The 21,418-nt window shown below is 56.4% G+C and carries 19 protein-coding genes; 10 read left to right on the top strand and 9 right to left on the bottom strand.

Going from position 1 to position 21,418, the window contains the following annotated elements; all coding sequences use genetic code 11:
• Positions 1-22 precede the first annotated feature (22 nt).
• The 4 genes from NL116_RS05395 to NL116_RS05380 all read right to left on the bottom strand — a co-directional run bounded on the left by NL116_RS05395 (position 23) and on the right by NL116_RS05380 (position 9,771).
• Positions 23-3,520 carry a dermonecrotic toxin domain-containing protein gene (locus tag NL116_RS05395; RefSeq protein WP_494376306.1) on the bottom strand — a complete coding sequence of 1,166 codons (3,498 nt, stop codon included), beginning with the start codon at positions 3,518-3,520 and terminating at the stop codon, positions 23-25.
• Positions 3,521-3,890: 370 nt separating this feature from the next.
• Positions 3,891-6,446 carry a LuxR C-terminal-related transcriptional regulator gene (locus NL116_RS05390; RefSeq protein WP_494376305.1) on the bottom strand — a complete coding sequence of 852 codons (2,556 nt, stop codon included), beginning with the start codon at positions 6,444-6,446 and terminating at the stop codon, positions 3,891-3,893.
• A gap of 139 nt (positions 6,447-6,585) precedes the next feature.
• Positions 6,586-7,953, bottom strand: coding sequence for a DUF1329 domain-containing protein (locus NL116_RS05385; RefSeq protein ID WP_494376304.1), 1,368 nt, complete (start codon positions 7,951-7,953; stop codon positions 6,586-6,588).
• A gap of 24 nt (positions 7,954-7,977) precedes the next feature.
• A complete protein-coding gene (locus NL116_RS05380; RefSeq protein ID WP_494376303.1) occupies positions 7,978-9,771 on the bottom strand; it encodes a DUF1302 domain-containing protein in 1,794 nt (597 codons plus the stop codon).
• 729 nt (positions 9,772-10,500) lie between these two features.
• Here NL116_RS05380 and NL116_RS05375 point away from each other — a divergent pair.
• From NL116_RS05375 to NL116_RS05360, 4 genes are all read left to right on the top strand, one after another.
• A complete protein-coding gene (locus NL116_RS05375; RefSeq protein WP_494376302.1) occupies positions 10,501-11,505 on the top strand; it encodes a hypothetical protein in 1,005 nt (334 codons plus the stop codon).
• On the top strand, positions 11,402-12,013 hold the full coding sequence (locus tag NL116_RS05370) for a pyocin-S2/colicin E7-DNase domain-containing protein (protein WP_494378006.1): 612 nt from the start codon (positions 11,402-11,404) through the stop codon (positions 12,011-12,013). The genes NL116_RS05375 and NL116_RS05370 overlap by 104 nt, the downstream gene beginning before the upstream one ends.
• A 1-nt stretch (position 12,014) precedes the next feature.
• Positions 12,015-12,275 carry a bacteriocin immunity protein gene (locus NL116_RS05365; protein ID WP_494376301.1) on the top strand — a complete coding sequence of 87 codons (261 nt, stop codon included), beginning with the start codon at positions 12,015-12,017 and terminating at the stop codon, positions 12,273-12,275.
• A 214-nt stretch (positions 12,276-12,489) separates the two neighbouring features.
• Positions 12,490-13,257 (top strand): N-acetylmuramoyl-L-alanine amidase, encoded by a 768-nt coding sequence (locus tag NL116_RS05360; RefSeq protein WP_494376300.1) that lies wholly within the window; start codon positions 12,490-12,492, stop codon positions 13,255-13,257.
• A gap of 62 nt (positions 13,258-13,319) precedes the next feature.
• Here NL116_RS05360 and NL116_RS05355 read toward each other — a convergent pair whose 3' ends face one another.
• The 4 genes from NL116_RS05355 to NL116_RS05340 form a co-directional block, all read right to left on the bottom strand.
• Positions 13,320-14,231 (bottom strand): SDR family oxidoreductase, encoded by a 912-nt coding sequence (locus NL116_RS05355; RefSeq protein ID WP_494376299.1) that lies wholly within the window; start codon positions 14,229-14,231, stop codon positions 13,320-13,322.
• 110 nt (positions 14,232-14,341) lie between these two features.
• Positions 14,342-15,244 carry an alpha/beta fold hydrolase gene (locus NL116_RS05350; protein ID WP_494376298.1) on the bottom strand — a complete coding sequence of 301 codons (903 nt, stop codon included), beginning with the start codon at positions 15,242-15,244 and terminating at the stop codon, positions 14,342-14,344.
• Complete coding sequence (locus tag NL116_RS05345; RefSeq protein WP_494376297.1) at positions 15,244-16,026, bottom strand: class II aldolase/adducin family protein; 783 nt, start codon at positions 16,024-16,026, stop codon at positions 15,244-15,246. Before NL116_RS05345 ends, NL116_RS05350 begins: the two co-directional genes overlap by 1 nt.
• Positions 16,027-16,231: 205 nt before the next feature.
• Entirely contained in the window at positions 16,232-16,684 is a 453-nt protein-coding gene (locus tag NL116_RS05340) for a flavodoxin (RefSeq protein ID WP_494376296.1), read from the bottom strand.
• A 101-nt stretch (positions 16,685-16,785) separates the two neighbouring features.
• On the opposite strand from NL116_RS05340, the gene NL116_RS05335 reads away from it, so the two are divergent.
• Entirely contained in the window at positions 16,786-17,262 is a 477-nt protein-coding gene (locus NL116_RS05335; RefSeq protein ID WP_494376295.1) for a PAS domain S-box protein, read from the top strand.
• Positions 17,263-17,316: 54 nt separating this feature from the next.
• A complete protein-coding gene (locus NL116_RS05330) occupies positions 17,317-17,922 on the top strand; it encodes a hypothetical protein (RefSeq protein ID WP_494376294.1) in 606 nt (201 codons plus the stop codon).
• Between the two features lie 3 nt (positions 17,923-17,925).
• On the opposite strand, the gene NL116_RS05325 is transcribed toward NL116_RS05330, so the two are convergent.
• Complete coding sequence (locus NL116_RS05325; protein WP_494376293.1) at positions 17,926-18,885, bottom strand: MerR family transcriptional regulator; 960 nt, start codon at positions 18,883-18,885, stop codon at positions 17,926-17,928.
• 209 nt (positions 18,886-19,094) lie between these two features.
• Here NL116_RS05325 and NL116_RS05320 point away from each other — a divergent pair, with 209 nt between their 5' ends.
• From NL116_RS05320 to folX, 4 genes are all read left to right on the top strand, one after another.
• The gene (locus NL116_RS05320) at positions 19,095-19,664 is read left to right on the top strand and encodes an antibiotic biosynthesis monooxygenase (protein WP_494376292.1); all 570 of its coding nucleotides are present in this window, start codon (positions 19,095-19,097) and stop codon (positions 19,662-19,664) included.
• 71 nt (positions 19,665-19,735) lie between these two features.
• Positions 19,736-20,446, top strand: a complete 711-nt coding sequence (gene folM / locus NL116_RS05315; protein WP_494376291.1) for a dihydromonapterin reductase — start codon at positions 19,736-19,738, stop codon at positions 20,444-20,446.
• A gap of 21 nt (positions 20,447-20,467) precedes the next feature.
• The gene (folE, locus tag NL116_RS05310; RefSeq protein ID WP_494376290.1) at positions 20,468-21,046 is read left to right on the top strand and encodes a GTP cyclohydrolase I FolE; all 579 of its coding nucleotides are present in this window, start codon (positions 20,468-20,470) and stop codon (positions 21,044-21,046) included.
• Entirely contained in the window at positions 21,046-21,417 is a 372-nt protein-coding gene (gene folX, locus NL116_RS05305; protein WP_027924563.1) for a dihydroneopterin triphosphate 2'-epimerase, read from the top strand. Before folE ends, folX begins: the two co-directional genes overlap by 1 nt.
• Position 21,418 lies beyond the last annotated feature (1 nt).

Here is a 21,418-nt window from a genome sequence, read left to right as displayed (position 1 = left end):
GCCTTGAGGCGAGTCCCGACTTTCAACCGATCACGCGGGTCGTACTCTCGGGAGTCCAGTGCGGCACAGCCACCGCAGTGACATAAGTGATTCCAACCGGCACGCCGGTGACGGCCGAGAGAACGTCGGTCAGATCCTTGATGGTGGACAGCAGGCCAAGTGCCGAGGCCGCCGATCCTACCGAGGCGGCTTTACCCAGATACATGACGATTGCGCCGCGCCACGCCGTAGCAAAATGTGCATTGGCGCCTGCAGAATCGCCATAGCTGGATGCGATGATGCCTTGCACGATTGAATGACTGATCTTCAACACGCTGACGACGAAACCCACCGGCGGGACAAGGATCGAAATCACATCCAAAGCCACCGCGAGAACAATCTTTGTCTCCTGCCAGAACGCTTCGATTGGCGAGGTGGTCAGCACATCCAGATCATCAAGCGAGCGACCAATCAGGCTTTCGTATTCGGCCTTGAAGTTGTAGACCGGATAAGTGCCGCCTAACCCAGGCACTGGTGGAGTACCTCGCGGATCTCGTGACTTGCTGATGTAAGCGCCGACCCTGTCCCGCCCACGCAAACCGGCCAGACCCAGAAGATGCTCGCCCAAAATACGATCGTTCTCGATAGCCCTGGATAAATCACCGACCCAGATAAAGGCTTTGCCGGGCGAATTCGGGATATAGGCAAACTTTACGTGCCCCTCACCAAAAACATACCCTCCCGCTATGCGCGCACCTTCAAGCCAGAACTCATAAACCCCTTCGCCAGGCGCACTGCCGGGTGAAACACCGTCTGGCGTCCTGGTGTCTCGATCCAGCCCCTTGATCGACTCTATCAGCCAGTCATAATGCCCCGACGGCAACGTGCCATTGAGCTTTTGCGTCAGCGCCGCCCTGAACATCTCGTTTTTCTTGAGTTCCCGGTACAGATTTGCCCGCAGATCAATATCCGCCTTCCATAGAAAGTTTGACTTCAGGTAATGGCTGTAATGCTCGCCTGGCATCAGGTCGATAAGCTTATTGAGCGTACTGGAATTCAGCTCAGTCATTGGCTTGCCCGTGTCCTTCCACCAGAATTCAGACACCCTGATACTGTCTCTGAGCGTATTCGATCCAGGCAGCAAAATTTTCTCGAACACATTCGCATCGCTGCGCCACAGATGCCAATTGATAAACAACTGCGTCAGCGTCATTGCGCCTTTATGAAACTTCACCATGACGCGATCAGGATCGATCCGGCGATCGCCAGTTCGCCCCAGATACTCATTTAACCGACTCATGACCAATTCACGAGAAAACGTGTGAAAGCCCTGGATATGAAACTTGTCTTTTGACGCGTTATAAATGGCCTTGAAGTCCGTGTTCAAACGATTGTACAAGCGGCGATCTTCCGCACCCGCGTTTCGGTACCAAGGGGGCGTGACAGCCTTTTCTTCGGCTTCCTCCCAGTCAAGGACACTTTCAATACAGCCCTTTAACCCATCGTTTTCAACCCAGGCAACCAGATTGACCTGATCCCACCATGCTCGGCCCTGAATCCTTTCCCTCGGTTCACCACGGGGCCATTCCTTGCCGATTACTTCATGTTCCAGGTTATACCGATCACTTTCATGCACTTGGGTTCGAAGGTAGGTGCGTCCCTCTTCTTCAAGCGCCCACAATCCTATGTACCGTTGCAGACTGTCCAGATCGGAGAATTCGTACCAGTCTTTATTCATCGGCGAACCGGGTGCATAGAGCACGTAAGTTTTGAGATTCGCGTCGCCTTCTTTTCTGCGGTAGACAACAAGATCCTTCAAGGGCTTGAAGTTATAGAACGATCTTAATGCGATTCCAGACGCTTCAATCGATGGGTCGCCAAAGTTGAAGCGCTGAACAATATCCTGTGCAACCCAGGTAATGTGCTTTTGCATGATGGCGCCGAACAGCGTCAAGGCAGTCTTTCGACCCAGCACTTCCAGCATCGCTTCCTTGACGTTCTGCTGGCCATACACTTGCTGCCGAGCGGGTCCATACGCCAGACGCAGATCCTGAGTTTCAATGGCCCGCATTATGTTTTCAGGCGTCAACCTGGAGAGGCCATAGTCTTTCTCCAGCGTAATCGTGTAGCGCCCTGCCCGATCATGCGCCCCATAAATGAAAGCCTGGGTCAGCGTCTTCCGCTCACGGTGTTCAATCCGTTTGCCATCCGCCATCCCGACCCAGTGCTGAATATTCACAAACACCGTATCGGGATCGATTCGTTCGTCGGTTCCCGGCGAGATGAATGCCTCTACGGCCTGCCGGGCATACGCTGTGAGGCTCGCCACGTCTTGGGTCAATTCATGTAGCTGGACCTGGCTTTCAAGCAGGTTCCTCTCCAGACCTACATACAACTCCTGATTGGTGACATAGGCATTTTTAAACCACTCAGGGCGGGCATTCTCCATCATCGCCTTGATCAAAAACACATTTCGCGCATTTTCAGCACGTACCAGCGCATTCATGGATAGCACTTTATCCAGCGGCTGCCATGCTGCCGCGGTATGCGCGCCGACAGTCACTAACTGTCGCACTTGATAGATGAGATCACGACGTTGCCTTGCCAGCAGGCCTTCAGCGCAATGCTCAAACAGGTCTTCAAGGATTCTCGCGTAACGAATCGCTGGAACCATCGATACCAGAGCGCTCTCCTCCTCCGACAGCCCCTGCAACAGATCGGCGCGGGTCGACGCATCGGACAGGCGGTGTTGCAACGTTTGATGAAGTGCACTCACGGTGCTGAATTTTTCTAATCCACCGAACGGTGAAAAAAGAACCACCTCTTGACCGCCTGCTGGATTCAGCTCATTTGCGACCGCGCCAGAAAGAGAAATAACAAAGGTGGATGCCAGCGTCGAGAAACCTCCCTGTTGTTTTTCAACCGAGACGGCGTAGCAGGAACTTGGCAGTCCCGAAACGATTAAACTGTTAATGGTCGCGACGTCACTGGTGGACATCAGGTTTTCGCTAGCCGCCATGTCCAGCTCGCGCCAGAAAAGTCGCGCCTGAAGATTGCGCAACTCCCGTTTCGGCGACGGCAAAGAACGACCCTTGCTGTCAACACTATTGGAAACGCTCCAATAGTCCGCTAATACTGAACTGCATTTCTCAGGCAGCTTCTGCATCAGGTCGGCCATCATTTTGCCGACGTTTGCCACCTCCACAAACTTCAGCCTGAACGTTTCACTGTTAATCTTATCGAGTTCATATACACCGTATTTATCAGCCGTGTACTGGGGAGGCCTGCCGCGTTTAAAGCACGCTAAAAATACATCCAGCACATTGCCGGTAGGTTCGGCATTAGAGACTATTACGCCCGAGCGAAGATTAATAAAACGGCGCGATATGGAGGCGTCAGAATCCAGTTTTTGAAGTTCGTCTGCCAGGCAAATATGAAGAAACGTCTTGAACGAAGGGATTCTTTTGAGTGCCTCGATCAAATGGGTACGGGCTTCATGCACCGCGTCCAGCGTAATGTTTTTTTCCTGTTCGTTTAGCATTATCGATCTCATTTAGTTTGATTACAAAAGCGGCACGCTGTTGCCGACTGGATTGAGATCAAACTAAAACAGATAGCCTCACCCTTAAAAACCCAAAACACTTTTCAATACTTGTATGAGAAATTTCAATACCGAAGAGACACATAAAGAATAAACAAAACACCTAAACATACACTCACAACACAGCAGCCAACCGCTCAGCAATTACTAAACCAACACACAAAAACATCCCTTTCATAAAGGCTAAAAAAACAAGAAAAAACACCAACCTTTACATATAAAAGGAAACATCTCCCCCCGCATTTTTTTCAATCAGAGAATAGTTGTATGGCAGCAGCGGACTGGAGCCCGATAGCAAACAGTCCTTCACTCACTCCAGCAGACCCACACTCTTGGCTTTCGCAACCGCTTGCGTCCGGCGCTCCACACCCAACTTCCCGTGAATTCTCCGCGCATGTGTTTTCACCGTGTGCAAGGAGATAAACAACTGCTCGGCTATTTGTTGATTCGAATTGCCCAGCGCAATCAGCTTGAGCACTTCCATTTCACGCTGACTGAGTGGATTGATTTCACTCTCCGGCAGATTTTTTCCCGAACGGCCCCAAGCAACGTCCAGCGCCGGCAATAGATCAGGCTGGCGCAATCGCAACTCTCCGAGCGCCTGGTGAAGGTTATGGTGCCTGGCAAGATTCAACCCTTTGTGCAATCCATCCCGGGCGCCGACCCTGTCACCGTTCTGCCATGCGACTTCAGCCGCGGCGAACAGCAATTCGACCTCCAGCGCCCGCATGCCTGCGCGTTGCGATTGTTCAAGTGCCTGGGCGAAATGGTTCATTGGGTCTTTGGCCTGGCGCAGAGCGACCTTTGCCAACACCAACAGATAATCGATACGCGCAATCAACATCAGGGTGGCGGGAGGCGCCTGCCGCACATGCGGACCACGGTAGTGGCGCAGTACACGACTGAGTGCCTCATGGGCCAGTTCCGGGCGACCCTGCTGAAGCCAGAATTGACTGCTGATCTGCAACAGCACACCGCGATATACGGTGTCAGGAATCTGCCGTTGCTGCATCAAGCGCTCGGCATCGCGCAGCTGGACAAATGCTTGGGCGTAGTCGCGCTGATTGGCCGCCACCTGCGCCAAACCGAGGAAACCATAAAGCACCCGTTTGTCGTGATTGCGTAAACAGATGAGCAGCCCCGCTTCGAAATGCGCGGCAGCCTGCGCATCCAGGCCCTGGCACAAACTCAAGCGCCCACGGTGCAAGGCGATTCGCCCGAGCAAGGGCTCGGCGTTTCGCTGCTGCTGAGTGAGCAAGCCCTGAACGTTGGCGAGCAACTGGTCGGCTCGTTGAGGGGCTCCACGTTGCTCCAGCAATTGGGCATGATCGAGCTCCAGCAGCCCTTCGAAAACCAGCGAGCCTTGCGCCCGCGCCAGGCACAACGCATCGCGGTTTATCGCCTGCGCCGCTTCGAGTTCGCCCCTGAGCAGGGCCTGTTGCGTCAAACCCGACAGGCACATCAAGCGCACGGGCCAGAGGTCAGGACCGAGCACAGTTAACGCGTCGAAAAAATGCGCGCGCGCCCCCTCCATCCGTCCCTGCAAATGCAGTAGCCAGCCCTGCTGCGCCTGCCACCGTGCAATCAGTTGCCGCTGCAGAATTGCCGACGGCTGTGGGATGAATCGTGACAACTGCTCAATGCAATCGGCGGCTTGTTCAAACCGCCCGGCAAACAACGACGCCGCCGTGATCAGCCCGACCAGTTGCGGCGAACTGAACATCAGCGCGTCGCCTTGTTGCTCGTACAACCGCAACAACAGCACGACGGTCTGCTCCTCGAACAAATGCTCGAAACTGAAATGCTGCAACAGGCTGACCGCGACCTCGAACTCTTCGGCGAGCAAGGCCTGTTCGAACGCCGCTTTCCAGTCCTGCTCAGCGGCGAACCACTGACAAGCTCGGCGATGCCAGGAACGTCCGGCCGGCCATTGTTCATCACGCATCAATTGCAGGAGTGGAGGGAAGATCTGCAGCCAGTCGGCCGAGTCCTGCCAAGGCTCGATAAAGCACCCCAGATCCTGCAACGTCTTCAGGCATTGCGCGCCCTCCCCTGCGCCAAACAGGTGATCACACAGGCGAGCATTGAAGCGAGGCAAATGCGCGAGTACCCGCCAGGCCTCTGTCAACTCAGGGGTCAGGCTGGTGAACAGTTCGTGTTCGAGGTAATCGAGCAAAGTGTCCGGTCGACCGTGAAGTGTGTCGCTGCGTGACCAGTCGCATTTTTGCAGCAATGCCACGCGCACCCCGGCGCACCAACCGCCACTGCGCTGGATGATTTTGCTGGCAGCGGTGTTGGCATCAGCCGGCGTCAGGTGGTGCAACAGCGAAGCAATTTCAGAGGGTTCAAAGGCGAGCGTCGAGCGCTCGCATTCGTATAACTCGTCATTGAGCAGCAACCGTGACCAATTGCATTGCGGGCGACGTCGAGTGCCCAGCCACCAGGTCAACATCGGACTGCTGACGGACAGCATGCGATCCAGCAGCTGGTCGAGTTCGGGGTTCGGGACACGGCAAAAATCGTCGAGAAACAGCCAGGTCGTCGACTGCAAACGAGCCAGCGCGCCAAGCAGCGCGGTTTCCTCCGATGACGCCAATTCCAATGCCTCGGCCACACGCTGACGAAAGTCCGCCGCGCTCACGGCTGCGCCCGACAACGGCAACCAGCACACCCGACACTGCGACGGCGCCTGCAACAGACAATCGACAAGCAACGCCGACTTGCCACTTCCAGCGGGGGCGCAGATCAATTTCACCCGGGCAGTCGACGCCCGCAACGGTTCGCTCAAACGCTCACGCGACAGATGAAGAGAGGACAGGCGGGGCAGGAATCCGGAACGGTCCAGACACGGAGTCATGGCGGTCATTGCAGCGTGCCTTCTTATAGTTGTGAGGCCACCCTAGACCTGTCTAACCCGCTTGTTTAGAAGTATTCAGCACGCTGATTGGCAACCATAAAAAAGGCGACCACCCGGTCGCCTTTTGCACGGTGAATGGATAAAGCCCCTACCGAACCCCCTCCGCACGCAACGCCGATGGCGTGTAGTCGGCAATCTTGGCTTCGAAGCCAAACTCGAAACTGTGCTTCTCTTCGTTCTTCATCCCCAGCGCGATGTATCGGCCGGCAATGATGTCGTAGAGCGCTTCCAGTGTGTACGCCTGGGCCTGGTGGTCGTAGTAATACTGAGCATGCCCTTCTGCCACTCGCCACAGTTGCCCACGTCCGTCGTAGTGATCCGCCAGTGCCACTTGCCAGCTGTCTTCGTCGATGTACATGTGGCGCTTGGCGTAGATGTGCCGCTCGCTCGGCTTGACCGTGCCGACCACTTCCCAGACGCGGTGCAGTTCGTAACGGGTCAGGTCCTGATTGATGTGGCCGGCCTTGACGATGTCGTCGTACTTGAGGCTCGGCGAGTCGAGTTTGTAGCTGTTGTACGGGATGTACATTTCCTTCTTGCCGATCAATTTCCAGTCGTAGCGATCCGGGGCGCCGGAGAACATGTCGAAGTTATCGGACGTACGCAGACCGTCAGCGGCGGTGCCCGGGCCGTCGTAGGCCACTTGCGGGGCTCGACGTACACGACGCTGGCCGGCGTTGTAGATCCACGCCAGACGCGGTTCCTTCACCTGATCGAGGGTTTCGTGCACCAGCAGCACGTTACCGGCCAGACGCGCCGGCGCGGTAACCGACTGTTTGAAGAACGTCAGCACGTTGGCGGATTTGTCCGCGTCCAGGTCCTTCATAAGTTGCGGGACGGCGATTTCTTCCTCGAAGCGGATCGGCGTGTAGCTGCCGTTCGTTTGCGGGGTCACTTGGGTAATGATGCGTTTGAGGTTACCGCCGTGGTATCGGGTGATGTGGTTCCACATCACTTCGACGCCGTTCTTGGGAATCGGGAACGCGTAGTAGCGGTTGCCGGTGAACCCGGCCAGGCCGTTACCGTCGTTGATGGCGGTCACGTTCAGCGCACTGCGCTTGGCCGACTCGTAGATTTCCGGCGGCACGGCCACGGTGCGATGGGTCGGGTAGACCGGGATCTTGTAGGTTTGCGGGTAGCGCTTGAACATCGCCACCTGACCTTCCGACAGTTTGTCCTTGTACTTGTCGACAGTCGCCGGGGTGATCACGAACAGCGGTTTTTCAGTGGCGAACGGGTCAGCGAGAAAGCCTTTGCTGTCCACCGCACCCGCATTTTTTGGAATGCCACCGGTCCAGGCCGGAATCGATCCGTCGGCGTTGCCGGCCTTCTCGGCCCCCAGCGGCGTGAGGCTGGTGCCGAGTTTGTTGGCTTCATCCGGCGATACCGCCGCCATCACGTTGGCAGCCAGCAAGCTCAGGGCCAGGGCGCCGCATTGCAGAATCATCTTGCACATTGAAAATCATCCTTCTCAGCCAGATCAGAAGTTCACGCCGAAGCTCAGCGCCACGAAGTCGCGGTCTTCGAGGACGTTGTAGTCACCACCAAAAAAGTCGGTGTAACTGAGGCTCGCGGTATAGGTGTTGCGATAGTCGGCATCGACGCCGACGCTGACCGCCTTGACGCCTTCGTTGAACAGCCCGTTGGGACCGTAGCCGGCAACGTCATGCGACCAGGACAGGTTGGGCTTGAGGTTGACCCCGGCGAACACGTCCGCGTAATCAAGGATCGCCCGGGCGCGGTAGCCCCACGAGGTCGAGGTGACGAAGCCTTCGGTGTCGCCACCGAAACCGTACTGGCCGTAGACTGAGTCGCGGCCGTAACGCAGCTGACTGCGCCCCTCCAGGCCACCGACGTGAACCACCGCCGCTTCGCCGACCACGGTCAGTCGTTGCGCGCCCAGTACCTGATCGAAGAACTGCGTCAGGGTGCTCTGGATTTGCGTGACTTCCTTGCGGCGGTAGCCTTTGTTGTCAGCGCCAGGCGTCGTCGCGATGGGCGATGCAGCACCGCCGGCAATCGGGTTGATCAAGGCCAGGGTCAGGTCGTTGGTGTTGACCTGCACCGGAGCGTTCGGCCGATAGCTGATCTCGCCGCTCCACGCAGTGCCGGTCGACAAGGTGGTGGAGAAACTCGCGCCGTAGAGGCGAATGTCTTCCGGGTAATCGAGGTAATACTGACCGCGACCGAGCATCACACTTTGGGCCAGACCCGCACCGCTCCCCGGTGCCAAGCGGTTGGCAATACCGACCATGCCCGGCAGGCTGGCCAGTGTCGACGCGCCAGCCGTGACGGTGCCCACCGTCGGTGTGCGGCTGTGGTAGTTCATGAAGTACAACCCGTATTCGGTGTCATCCCCGAGCCAACGCAACGCGGTGCCCCACTGCCCGGAATCCCGCGCATCGCGGTCGCCGCCACGGGGAACGACCACGCCTTCACGGGTCACTTGAATCGGCTGACCGAACGCCGCTGCCAATGGCGCCAACGGAGCAATCGCGGGACTGCCGACGGTGTAATTGTTGTTGCAACCGTCGGCCGCCACGTCGACAGCGAAGAACGTGCCGCAGTTATCAAGAACAGTCTGGTCCCATTCCAGCTGGTAGAACCCGTCGACCGAGAGCTGATCCGTCAGGCCCTGGGAGACGTACAGCATGTTGACCGGAATCAGCCCTTCCTTGATCTCGGCACCTGGACGGCGGAACGCTGAAACGTCGATCGGGTTGATGCTATTGATGGAGTTGCCGATGAAGGTACTTTCACCCCAGCTCACTACCTGCTTACCGGCGCGCACGCTGCCCGGCAGGTCGGCAATGGCGTAGTTGTGATAAACGAAGGCGTCGAGGATTTGCGCGCCGGCAGACTTGGCCCCTTCCTTGCGGCCGTGGTCGCTGATTTGTTTGAACGGGCGATCTTCGTCCTGCAATTCGAAGTCATACCAGTACTTGCCCCGCACGAACACACCGGTATCGCCATACTTCAATTCAAGGTCGTGGATGCCCTTGACGATTTTGGAAAAGGTTTCGCCCTTCCCGAAGTTCTGCCGCCCGTCATCACCGGTCGAGGACTGCCCGGTCCCGCCGTTGACGGTGCCCACCAACGATTTCTCGGCATCGCGCATGCCCCAGCTCGCGCCGACGGACAGTGAGGAGTCAAACGTCCCCTCGATCTCGCCGATATTGAATGAAACAGCCTGCGCCTGGGCACAGCAACCCAAGGCCACCGCAGCGGCCAGCGCCTGCGGTTTGAAGATGGCGCGCATTGTTGTTTTTGTCATGCGTCTTCCCCGGTGAGTGACAGAAGGCCCCACCCTACTGCCGCAACCGGGGAGCGATAAGCGCACCAAGGAGGTATTCGCGGTGTACCTCTAAAGGATGAATGCCCAGGTGGGCCGCGGCTTTGCGCCCGGTATGGATGGGCTGGATGAAGGGTTATCAGCCAGATGCATGGGCAAGGCGCGAGGGTGCGTCCGGCTGCGGCTGCACAAGGGTGATAACACGGGACTGTTGCTCAGGCTGCAACACTGCATGTCGCGAATCGCTATTTTTCCTTTGGACTCAAAGGCTTATTCTTGCCGGGCTTTCACGGTGATCCACCGGACAGCACGACGCCATGGGGTGTGATCAATCCACGCCATCGGCAACAGAATTTAGATGAATCGACGCTTTTTCGATTGATCGCCCCGTGTACACAGACGTTGATTTGTAGCTCCTGATCCAACGTCTTACTTGGCCGCTGCGTTTGCAGCGGCCTTTTTTATGGGTAAGAAAAAAGAATGTCTCGAATTTAATGCGGGTTAACTCTTTCGATCCGGAAAGATGGAACAACTACTTACCACCTAAAAGGAAAATACCTACACGCTTCACAGACCCAATATTTTCACCTCTGACATAAGCTTTTTTCAGCGAGCAACAATTACTCATGGAAGAACAACATGTCAGAGAAGCAAGGTCCGACACATGAATGACCGGTATCACACGTTATCGGAGAGCTTGGCAAAGTTGACTTGCCAACCACTTATATTGGTGCACAGCCGAAGCTTGGAACAGATCCGAAAGGCGGCGGATTTCGAGTGCCGCCGACACGCCCCGGAATCGGCTCGGGCGTCACGTTAAACGAAGGACTTCGGCGCGAAACCCGCGACAAAATCAAAGTTACGGAGAACTCCGTAAAAAATGAACACAGCGCAAGACTTCAGAACTTGACAGGAACAACCGAAAGCGACTTGTCAAACCTGAGAGTTCAACATCCGGTTTCAGCAACAAGTCCCGCGCAAGCGCATCAACACGAACTCAACATCCGAAATCTATTCATCCAACAAAAGACAGCTGAACTACACGTTCAAACCGCAGCAGGCGATTCCTTCTATGGTCATAGTCCCATCAATAAAACAATTGGTGACTACCTGACGAAAGCTCAAACCCTTGAAAAGCCAGTAACACCCTACGGCCCCGTTTATGCAAGGTGGGTCACATCTTATAAAGCCGCTTACTCTGCAAACTTCCTGGCAGAGCAAATTAAACTTCTACATACCCAACACATACATGTGCAGAACCTTCTTGCCGCTGCTCAAGCGCAAGAACAACGACAACTAGAAGCGGAACGCGAAGCTCATCGAGTGGCGGCAGTGTTGGCCCGCGCAAATGAGGAGGCTGCTGATAGAGCCCGTGAGCAGGCGCGACTAAATGCTGTAGAAAACGCATGGCAATTGGCAGTTGAGCAGGCTCGGATTGCGTCAGAAGCGGCAGCCAAACGGCAGGAAGAAAAAGCACGCGAGGCGAAAGAGCGAGAGGAAGCCAACACCAAAAAGCAGGCGAAACAGCTCGCAAGATTAAATGCGATGGTTGCGATGTTCGAGTCGCGGGAAGCCGCCAAAGCCAGTCGGCCGGGATGCTCCGTCAGTGGGCATGACCTGGACTCCAATCGTCACGCCGAACGACGCGTCAACCAACCTCCCCGTCAGCGAACGGAACATTGCCGTTTACGATGGCACTACCTTAACGGCGCTTGAAGGAAGGACAGATTCATTTCCGGAGCTTGACCTCTACAGCTTTGGTGGATTCATCACTGTCTTCCCGAAGGATTCGGGCATCCCGCCGATCTTTACGATGTTCAAAGATCGAAGGGATGATCCTGGAATGGCCAGTGGTTATGGAGAACCAGTGTCGGGAATGTGGCTGGAACCGGCGTCGCAGGGCAATGGCGCAGTGATTCCGAACCGGATCGCGGATAAGCTTCGGGGACAAGAGTATTCAAGTTTCAGGGTTTTTAGAGAGCAGTTTTGGAGAGCTGCCATTGACGTCCCTGAACTCGTCACACAGTTCACGGCCAACAACATGCATGAAATGAAGAATGGAAGAGCCCCTTTTTCTCGTAGAAGTGACAGATCAGGTGGCAAAATAAAGTTTGAACTCCACCCTCTGAACCGTATTTCAAAAGGTGGCGACGTCTACGATATCGACAACATCCGAATTGTTATTCCGAAACGTCACTCTGAGCTTCACAAAGGGGGAAACTGAAATGAAAAAACTTAACATCTCCGACTACACCGAAGCAGAGTTTCTCGAATTTATAAATGTAATCTGCCGGTCTGAGCACCCAACGGAAAAAGATCAAATCGATGCGGTTCTTTTATTTGAGGTACTAACAGAACACCCAGACGGAGCCGATTTAATTTACTACGCAGACTCAGAAGAAGAATCCACACCTGAAGCCATCATTGAAAAAATCAAAGCCTGGCGAGCTGCCAACGGCAAACCCGGCTTCAAAATGGAAGAATAGAAATAAAACAGTGGAGCAGGCAGTCGTGCCTGACTCCCCCTTCAAAGCTGTCACACCGCACACCAAACTTCCCACTACTTACACGCCTTTCGGAAAGCGCCTACAGGCTTCGGTAAACACACAAAGCGCCCCATCCATTAAGGTTAATTACAGCTCAGACACTGATACTCATTACGTGCTGACTTTAACTTAATTAACCCCGAGTCGCTTTTTCATGAAACCCATCATCTACAACAAACACCACGCCACCCAGAGTTCGAACAGTCGGGTGCGCTTTTTGATCTTTCACTACACGGCCGGCAATTTCTCCAGTTCAGTCAATGCATTGACCGGCCCGAATGTCAGCGCACACTATCTGGTTCCTGACATCACCGATCCGAGCTACTTGAAAGCAGGTTACACCGGGCAGGAAGTCTTCAGCCTTGTCGACGAAACCAAACGTGCCTGGCACGCGGGTGTCAGTCAGTGGGGCAACCGCAGCAGTCTGAATGACACCTCTATCGGAGTCGAAATTGTTAACCTGGCGACGTTCAGCCAGGGGGTGTTCAACTTCCCGCCGTATCAGCCAGAACAAATTGTCGCGATTGAACAACTGGCGCTGAACATCCTTGGGCGCTATCCGGATATCGGCCCGACACATGTCTTGGGTCACTCTGACGTTGCGGTCGGTCGCAAGAGTGATCCGGGGCCGAAATTTCCCTGGCATGCCCTGTATTTGAAAGGCATTGGTGCGTGGTTCGACGATGCCACCCGCGACGCCTATCTGCAGCAATACAAAGAAGCCGGGATTCCAGCCCGTACCGAATTGCTCAAACTGTTCAAAACCTATGGGTATGACATTTCAAATGCGTCTACCGAACAGGGCTTCACGCAACTGGTTCGCGCCTTTCAGTTGCACTTTCGCCCTGAAACATACGACGGAATCATGGACGTGCAAACGGCGGCAAATCTGGCCGCATTGATTCGCAAGTACTTTCCTTGATAACCGATGCAACCCCGAACACTAAGTACCAGCAAGGTCGTCAACGGCCTTGCTGGTCTCCATCAAAGGGAATACTTCTGCAAATTCCCCATCATTTCCTTCAGCGCTTCAATATTGTCCTTGGGATGCGCCGCGCCCTCGAAATCACAAATCTGCTCCCACCGCGCCGCCACATCCTCCGGCGAGAACCCCACCCGCGGATCGAACCCGGCACCCAGGCTACGTTCCCAGCGCACCTTGCCCATCCAGCCGCCACCGACTTCAAACAGCCCGGAAGTTTCTTTGCAGTTTTCACTGGCCAGGTACACCACCAGCGGGCTGACCAGTTCCGGTTTGAGTTGTTCGAACACTTGCGGCGGGATCAGGCCTTCAGTCATGCGCGTGCCGCCAGTCGGCGCGATGGCGTTGACCAAAATGTTGTTTTTGCGGCCCTCGATGGCCAGTGTGCGAGTCAGGCCATAGAGGCCGAGTTTGGCCATGCCGTAGTTGGACTGGCCGAAGTTGCCGTAGATGCCCGAGGTCGACGCGGTGAAGATCACTCGGCCATAGTTTTGCTCGCGCATGTGCGGCCAGGCGGCGCGGGTGACTTTGTAGGCACCTTCGACGTGGACGCGGTAAACCAGGTCCCAGTCGGCGTCATCCATTTTGTGGAAAGTCTTGTCGCGCAGGATTCCGGCGTTGTTGACCACCACATCGATACGGCCGAACACATCGAGGGCGTGCTGGACGATTTTGTCGCCGTCGGTAACGGAATCATGGTTGGCCGCGGCGATACCGCCGGCCTCACGAATCTCGGCCACCACGCGGTCTGCCGCAGACGCGTTGGCGCCCTCGCCTTGCGCCGAGCCGCCAAGATCGTTGACCAGCACTTTGGCACCCTGTTTGGCGAACAGCAGCGCGTGTGCCCGGCCCAGGCCGCCGCCCGCACCGGTGACGATCACGACTTTATCTTCGAAGCGCACAGACTCATTCATGGGGAAACTCCAGCAGGCCAGGGACAATAAGCCCGAGTGTCAGGCACGGCGCTGCGGCTCACAATGAACAAGGGTGAGGCTGAATGGTGCCCGATAAGGCAGGGGGATAATCAGGAGTACGCGAACCTGCGCGGTGGCAAAATCAGCCGATCACGAAACTCCTGGTAATGCTTGAGCACCTGCGCCGGGGCTTCGGTCTGTGGGTAATGGCCAATCTCGGCCAGCAGGACCGTGTCCGGGTTAGGGATCAGCTCCCGATAGCGCGCGACCATGTGTGCACCGGAAATGGGGTCGACCTCGCCATCAATGACACGCAACGGCACTTCGCCGCACTGCATGGCACCGACCCAACGATCGCGATGGACCCGTCGCTCCGGGATATAGGTGATGAGTTTATGCATGACCCGCTGGCCGTGATTGCTGTCGATCAACCCCCAGAAATCATCCATTTCACTTTCAGTAGGTCGGGTCATCCGCCCGAAAATCTGCCGAAAACTCTTCACCAGCGCGTCACGCGTGAAGGCGCGGCCAATCATCCAGCCCAAGGGGCTGAGCAGCAGTTTTTGCGCCAGCAGCGGACGGTGGGTTTCGGGAAAAAGGCCACCGTTGAGGAACACACAACTGGCGATATGAAGGCGGGTTTCGTAATGCCGGGCCAACAATTCCTGCGCCACGCTGTCGCCATAGTCGTGAGCCAGCAGGTGCACCGGTTGCGTGACACTCAAATGCGCCAGCAACGCCTGCTGCAAGTCGGCCTGCTCGAGCAGGCTGTATTCATGGTCCACCGGCTTGGCGGAATCACCGAAACCGAGCATGTCGCAGGCAATCACGCGATACCGCTGCGCCAGCGGTTGCCACAGGTAATGCCAGTCCCAACTGGCGGTCGGAAAGCCATGGATGAGCAACAGCGGCTCACCCTGCCCGGCCGTCCAATAACGGATGTTTTGGCCACGGAATACGAACGTCTGGCCACGTTTACGCCAGACACACAGGGGGATCTCGGCGAGTGGCATTAGAGTTTATAACCCGGGTCTTGTTGATCGAGTTTGCGTAGCAGCGCCGGCCAGGCCAGCGCGCCACCCATCCCTTGAGCACTTTTGGTTACGCCGGCGATCATCGCCTTGGCGCCCGCCAGAATCTGCGGTTCGATAGCGATCAATTCGGCGCCGCCATTCTGTGCCAACACCTGGATATCGCAGGCGCGCTGGAACGTAAACATCATCAGGAACGTGTCGGCGATGGTGCCGCCACAGGTCAACAGACCATGGTTGTGCAGCATCAGGAAGTTGTTTTCACCGAGGTCGGCTTGCAGGCGCGCCTTCTCTTCATGGTTCAGCGCCACCCCTTCATACGCGTGGTAAGCCAGGCTGGACAGGACAAACAAGGATTGCTGGCTGATTGGGAGAATGCCTTGCTTTTGCGCCGAGACCGCAACGCCTGCCGCGGTGTGGGTATGCAACACGCAAACCACATCGTGGCGAACTTCATGAACGGCGCTGTGAATGGTGTAGCCCGCCGGGTTGATCTCGTAGGGGCTGTCCATCAGCTTGTTGCCGGCCTGATCAACCTTGACCAGGCTCGATGCGGTGATTTCGTGAAACATCAGCCCGAACGGGTTGATCAGAAAATCTTCGGTGCCCGGCACCTTGGCCGAGATGTGCGTAAAGATCAGATCGTCCCAGCCATGCGCGGCGACCAAACGATAACAGGCCGCCAGATCGACGCGGGTCTGCCACTCGGCGGCACTGACCTGACCTTTGACACTGTGGGGCAACTGGCTGGGGGCAACATTCACGGCAAGACCTCCTGTTCTTATTGTTGTGCTGTCGTAACAGCAGTCTAGTCAGACCCTGGTCTTCGTGTAGTTGCATTGGCAGCCAGCTTGATGGCCTAGCGAGTCAATGGCGCAATGAGTCTGGATCCATGTCAAAGGACCGACGCCAGTAACCCTGTCGCGCAGAGACTCGACTGGCTCGCAAGAAGTATGACGAGCCTCATCTTCAGCGCAAAGCGCTGACCAATTTCGCCAGCCAAGGCTCGGCATCGTCTTCGGGGTTCACGGTTTCGCTGGCGTCCAGACGCAGCATCGGCAGTACTTCGCGCAGCCCCAGTTCACCGAACAATTCGCGCATTTGCTCGCCGCCGCCGCAGAACGTATCGCCATAGCTGGCATCGCCCAAGGCAATGACTGCTCCCGGCAGGCCGCGCCAGGTGGCGGGCAATTGATCGCGAATCATCGAATACAACGGTTGCAGGTTGTCCGGCAATTCACCCATGCCGGTGGTCGACGTCACCGCCAGAAACGCTTGCGGTTCGAACGCCAGGACATCGGCCAGTGACGCGCGCGGGTTCTGCAGGGTTTCGTAACCGGCAGCGTTCAAAATACTTGCAGCCCGACGGGCAACTTCTTCAGCTGTGCCGTACACCGAGCCGGAAATAATGGCGACTTTCATCAATCTGATCCTGAAACTGAGTGAAAGACCGGATATTAACAGCAGGACAAGCATTGTTCTTTTAGAATGCAACACACCCTCACACCGGAAAGGACTCTCCGATGATCAATGCTCAATTGCTGCAAATGGCGATCAATGCTTCCAACGACGGCATCGTGATTGCCGAAAAGGAAGGCGAGCTGGACAACATTCTGATTTACGTGAACCCGGCGTTCGAACGACTCACGGGTTACACCAGCGAAGAAGTCCTCTATCAGGATTGTCGCTTCTTGCAATCCGGCGACCGGGATCAGAAAGCGCTTTCAATCATTCGCGAAACATTAAACAAGAATGGATCCTGCCGGGAAATCCTCAGGAACTACCGCAAGGACGGCACGCCTTTCTGGAACGAACTCTCGCTGTCGACGGTGAAAAACCCGATCGACGGACAGACGTATTTCGTCGGCGTGCAAAAGGACGTTACGACGCAAGTCAAAGCGCAGCAACGCGTGGCGCAGCTGGAATCACAGTTAGCCGAGGCGCTCGCCGAAGTTTCTTCGCTGAAAGCGACGAACGGAGCAAACAAAACTGCGAATTAAGTGTCATTAACTACAATCACCAATGACTTTGTAACTATATCTTTCGAGCAAGCCATGCAGCGCGACGCACTCCTCACTCAGGATGAGCTGGATTTCATCCAGACCATGCAACACAACCCGCAGCTTAATGTGCGGGATGCGACGTCGAGCCTGCTCGTCAACGGTGGTTCGCAGATACGTGATTTGCTCACACGCCTCGCCGCTCATGAGCAAGTCACGATTCAGGCCAATTTCGAAAACCAGCAAATGACCTTCCCCCTGCATCTGGTGGAAGACGAGTTTCATGCGCTGCATTTACGTCTGGGTGTGCCGAGCATTTACGAAGATGGGCCGATGGTTCGTCCTTGGCGCCTGGTGCTCGAAGAACCGGTGGCGCTGGAAAACGCCAAAGGCCAGCCCGGCACGATGTCTGTGCATGAAGTTTCGTGCAAAGGGGTTTTGCTGGAAGTACGCAACAAGACCAAGCCACCCAAGCATTTTGCCTTGTGGTTCAGCCCGTCAGGCTATGAACGGATTGCATTGCGCGGCAGCTTTGAGCGTGAAACCGAACAGGGTTTTTATGCCTATGAGCTGAGTCAATCTGACAAGGACGAAACCGAACGCTTGCGTCAGTACATCCTTCAGCAACATCGCCTGACGCACCCTGCGCTGCATACCTGAACCTCAGGTATCCAGATTTCCCGCCAGGAACTGTTTCAGACGCTGGCGCATCACCGCCCCCCCGTTCCCCAGACATCCGATCGACGACCCGGCCAGGCTTTCCTGAGCCAGTTCCGACGCATCACCGGCGAGCAACAACTGACAATCCAGGCTCATGGCCAGGCGAATCAGACGCCGAGGCATTTCTGCGGTCGGCGCGTGATTGGACACCAACACCAACGCCTGCGGTTTGACCCGCTCACAAATCAGCGTCAACTCGTCGAAGGGCTGACCAATTGCCAGCAACTGAATCGCCGAATCGACGGAGCTCAAGTACAGCGCGGTGATCAGGACTTCCAGCTCATGGGCCTGTTCGGCGAGAGCACAGACAATGATTCGACGCGGCTGCATGACCCGCACCAGCAGCAGCCTTTGCAACACGCGAGAACGCAGAAAGCCGTCCAGAAAAAGCCATTTGCTGGTCAGGCCAAAGGCTTCATGGTGGTGCAGCAATCGCTTCCAGAGCGGCAGTAATATGTCCTCAAACACCACCGAGAGCGGGTAGCTGGAGAAAATCTGCCCATAAACCTGCTCCAGCTGAACCTCATCAAAAGCCTTCACCGCGACCAGGACTCGTTCTTGCCAATGCTCATAGTCGGCGCGAGCGAGTTCGTCGGAAATGATAGGCGCCAGCGCCTTGAGCGGTTCGATCTTGGTCAGAATCTCGCCAACCTTGCTGACCGCGACGCCGCGCTCGATCCAGCCAAGGATGCTGCGAATGCGCTCGATATCGGCCATCGAGTACAAACGATGCCCACTTTCGGTGCGCGTGGGCTGGATCAGGCCGTAACGCCGCTCCCAAGCACGCAGCGTAACCGGATTGATACCCGTCAGCCGGGCCACCTCGCGAATGGGAAAAAGCTCTTCCCGATCCAGGGAAATCTTCGATTGCGGGACAGAAGTAACGTCAGTCAGAACCGGCATCAGAAGTCGACTTCCATGGCCAAATTGGATCCCATTTTAACCCTCCTATCCCCCAACTGTTCAAGGCATTAATTATAGACAAACGTCTTTGGGTTCTTGACCTTAATCAGGAATAATCCTTGCTTGTCTAAAGTCGCAGCCCACTACCCCGGTGCTGTGCCTGGCGAAACGCCTACCCGGTGTAACGCAAACGTCTACGGAGATACATGATGTCTACCTCCCCCGTCACGCTGATGGTTGCGCGCCGCGTTGCCGAAGGACGCTATCAGGACCTGATGGCCTGGTTGCGCGAAGGCGAACAACTGGCCACCGATTTTCCCGGTTATCTCGGCTCCGGCGTGCTCGCTCCACCGCCCGACGATGACGAATTCCAGATTATCTTTCGCTTTGCCGACGAGCAGACAATGCACGCCTGGGAACACTCTGCGTCGCGCACGGCCTGGCTGGCGCGCGGCAGTGACCTGTTCGCCCACAAGACGGAACACCGCGTCAGCGGGATCGAAGGCTGGTTCGGCGCCGTCGGTCAGCGCCCGCCCCGCTGGAAACAGGCCGTGGCGATCTGGTTGGCTTTCTTTCCGGTGTCCCTGTTGTTCAACTTTATCCTGGGGCCTTTGCTGAACGAAGTGAGCCTGCTTCTGCGAGTGCTTGTCAGCACGCTGTGCCTGACACCGTTGATGGTCTACTTCTTCATTCCTTTGTCGACCCGTCTACTGGCCAACTGGCTGAACAACACACCGGCACGACCATTGACCGTCCAGCCTTCCACGCAGAACCGCTAAGCCGTCACCCGCCTAGGTACACGCCTCCCGTCGCTGGTATAGTTTTGCTCTTACCGCGACGCGAGCCGTTCATGACCACTTTCGCAGCCCCAATCCTCATCACCGGTGCAGGCCAGCGTGTCGGCCTGCATTGTGCGCAGCGTTTGATTGAAGACGGCCATCAGGTGATATTCAGCTACCGCCGTGAGCGCCCCGGCGTCCAGGCATTGCGCGATCTGGGTGCTATCGCGGTATTTGCCGATTTTGCCACTGAAGCCGGGATCCTGACATTCATCACCGCCCTGAAAACCCACACTGACAGCCTGCGGGCGATTGTCCACAACGCGTCCGAATGGCTGAGCGAAACGCCGGACAACGACGCCGCCGCCTTCACCAGTATGTTCAGCGTGCACATGCTTGCGCCCTACCTGATCAACCTGCATTGTGCCGACTTGCTGCAACGCTCACACCCGGCGGACATTGTGCACATCAGCGATGACGTGACGCGCAAGGGCAGCAGCCAGCACATCGGCTACTGCGCCAGCAAAGCCGGGCTCGACAGCCTGACCCTGTCCTTCGCCGCTAAATATGCGCCGACAATCAAGGTCAACGGTATCGCGCCTGCCCTGTTAATGTTCAACCCCGAGGACGACGCGGCTTACCGCGCCAAGGCGCTGGCCAAGTCCGCGCTGGGCATCGAACCTGGCAGCGAAGTGATCTACCAGAGCCTGCGCTACTTGCTCGACAACCCCTATGTCACCGGCACCACCCTGACCGTCAATGGCGGAAGGCACATCAAATAAGATGCCCCGCGAGGATGCTCCATGACGCTGATCCTGCCCCAGAACGCGCTGTCCCAAAGCTACCGCGAGATCCTCATCGGCCTCGGTGAAAACCCGGATCGCGAAGGCCTGGTCGACACCCCGCTGCGCGCGGCCAAAGCCATGCAGTACCTCTGCCATGGCTACGAACAAAGTGTCGAAGAGATCGTCAACGGCGCACTGTTCGCGTCCGACAATGATGAAATGGTCATCGTCGACAACATTGAGTTGTACTCGCTGTGCGAACATCACCTGCTGCCCTTCATCGGCAAGGCCCATGTGGCTTATATTCCAACGGGCAAGGTGCTGGGCCTGTCGAAAATTGCGCGGTTGGTGGACATGTTCGCCCGGCGCCTGCAAATCCAGGAAAACCTCACCCGGCAAATCGCCGATGCGGTGCAACAGGTGACTGGCGCGGCAGGCGTCGCGGTGGTCATCGAAGCCAAGCACATGTGCATGATGATGCGCGGTGTCGAGAAACAGAATTCAACCATGAACACCTCGGTGATGCTCGGCGCCTTTCGCGAGTCGAGCAATACCCGCCAGGAGTTCCTGCAATTGATTGGACGGAGCACGTCGTAATGCCACAACTTCAACCAGGCATGGCACGCATCAGGGTCAAGGACCTGTGCCTGCGGACCTACATCGGAATCAACGAGGATGAAATCCTCAACAAGCAGGATGTGCTGATCAACCTGACCATCCTGTATGCGGCCCAGGAAGCGGTGCGCGACAACGACATCGATCATGCGCTGAACTACCGGACTATCACCAAGGCAATCATCGCCCACGTGGAGGGCAACCGCTTTGCCCTGCTGGAACGCCTGACGCAGGAAATCCTCGATCTGGTCATGGCCAACACGTCGGTGCTTTATGCCGAAGTTGAAGTCGACAAACCTCACGCCCTGCGATTCGCCGAATCGGTGTCGATTACGCTCGCGGCCAGCCGCTAAG

Source organism: Pseudomonas sp. FBCC-B1667, from assembly GCF_059133255.1.
Note: the sequence above shows the minus strand (reverse complement) of the source record. Positions and strands in the feature narration are given on the sequence as shown.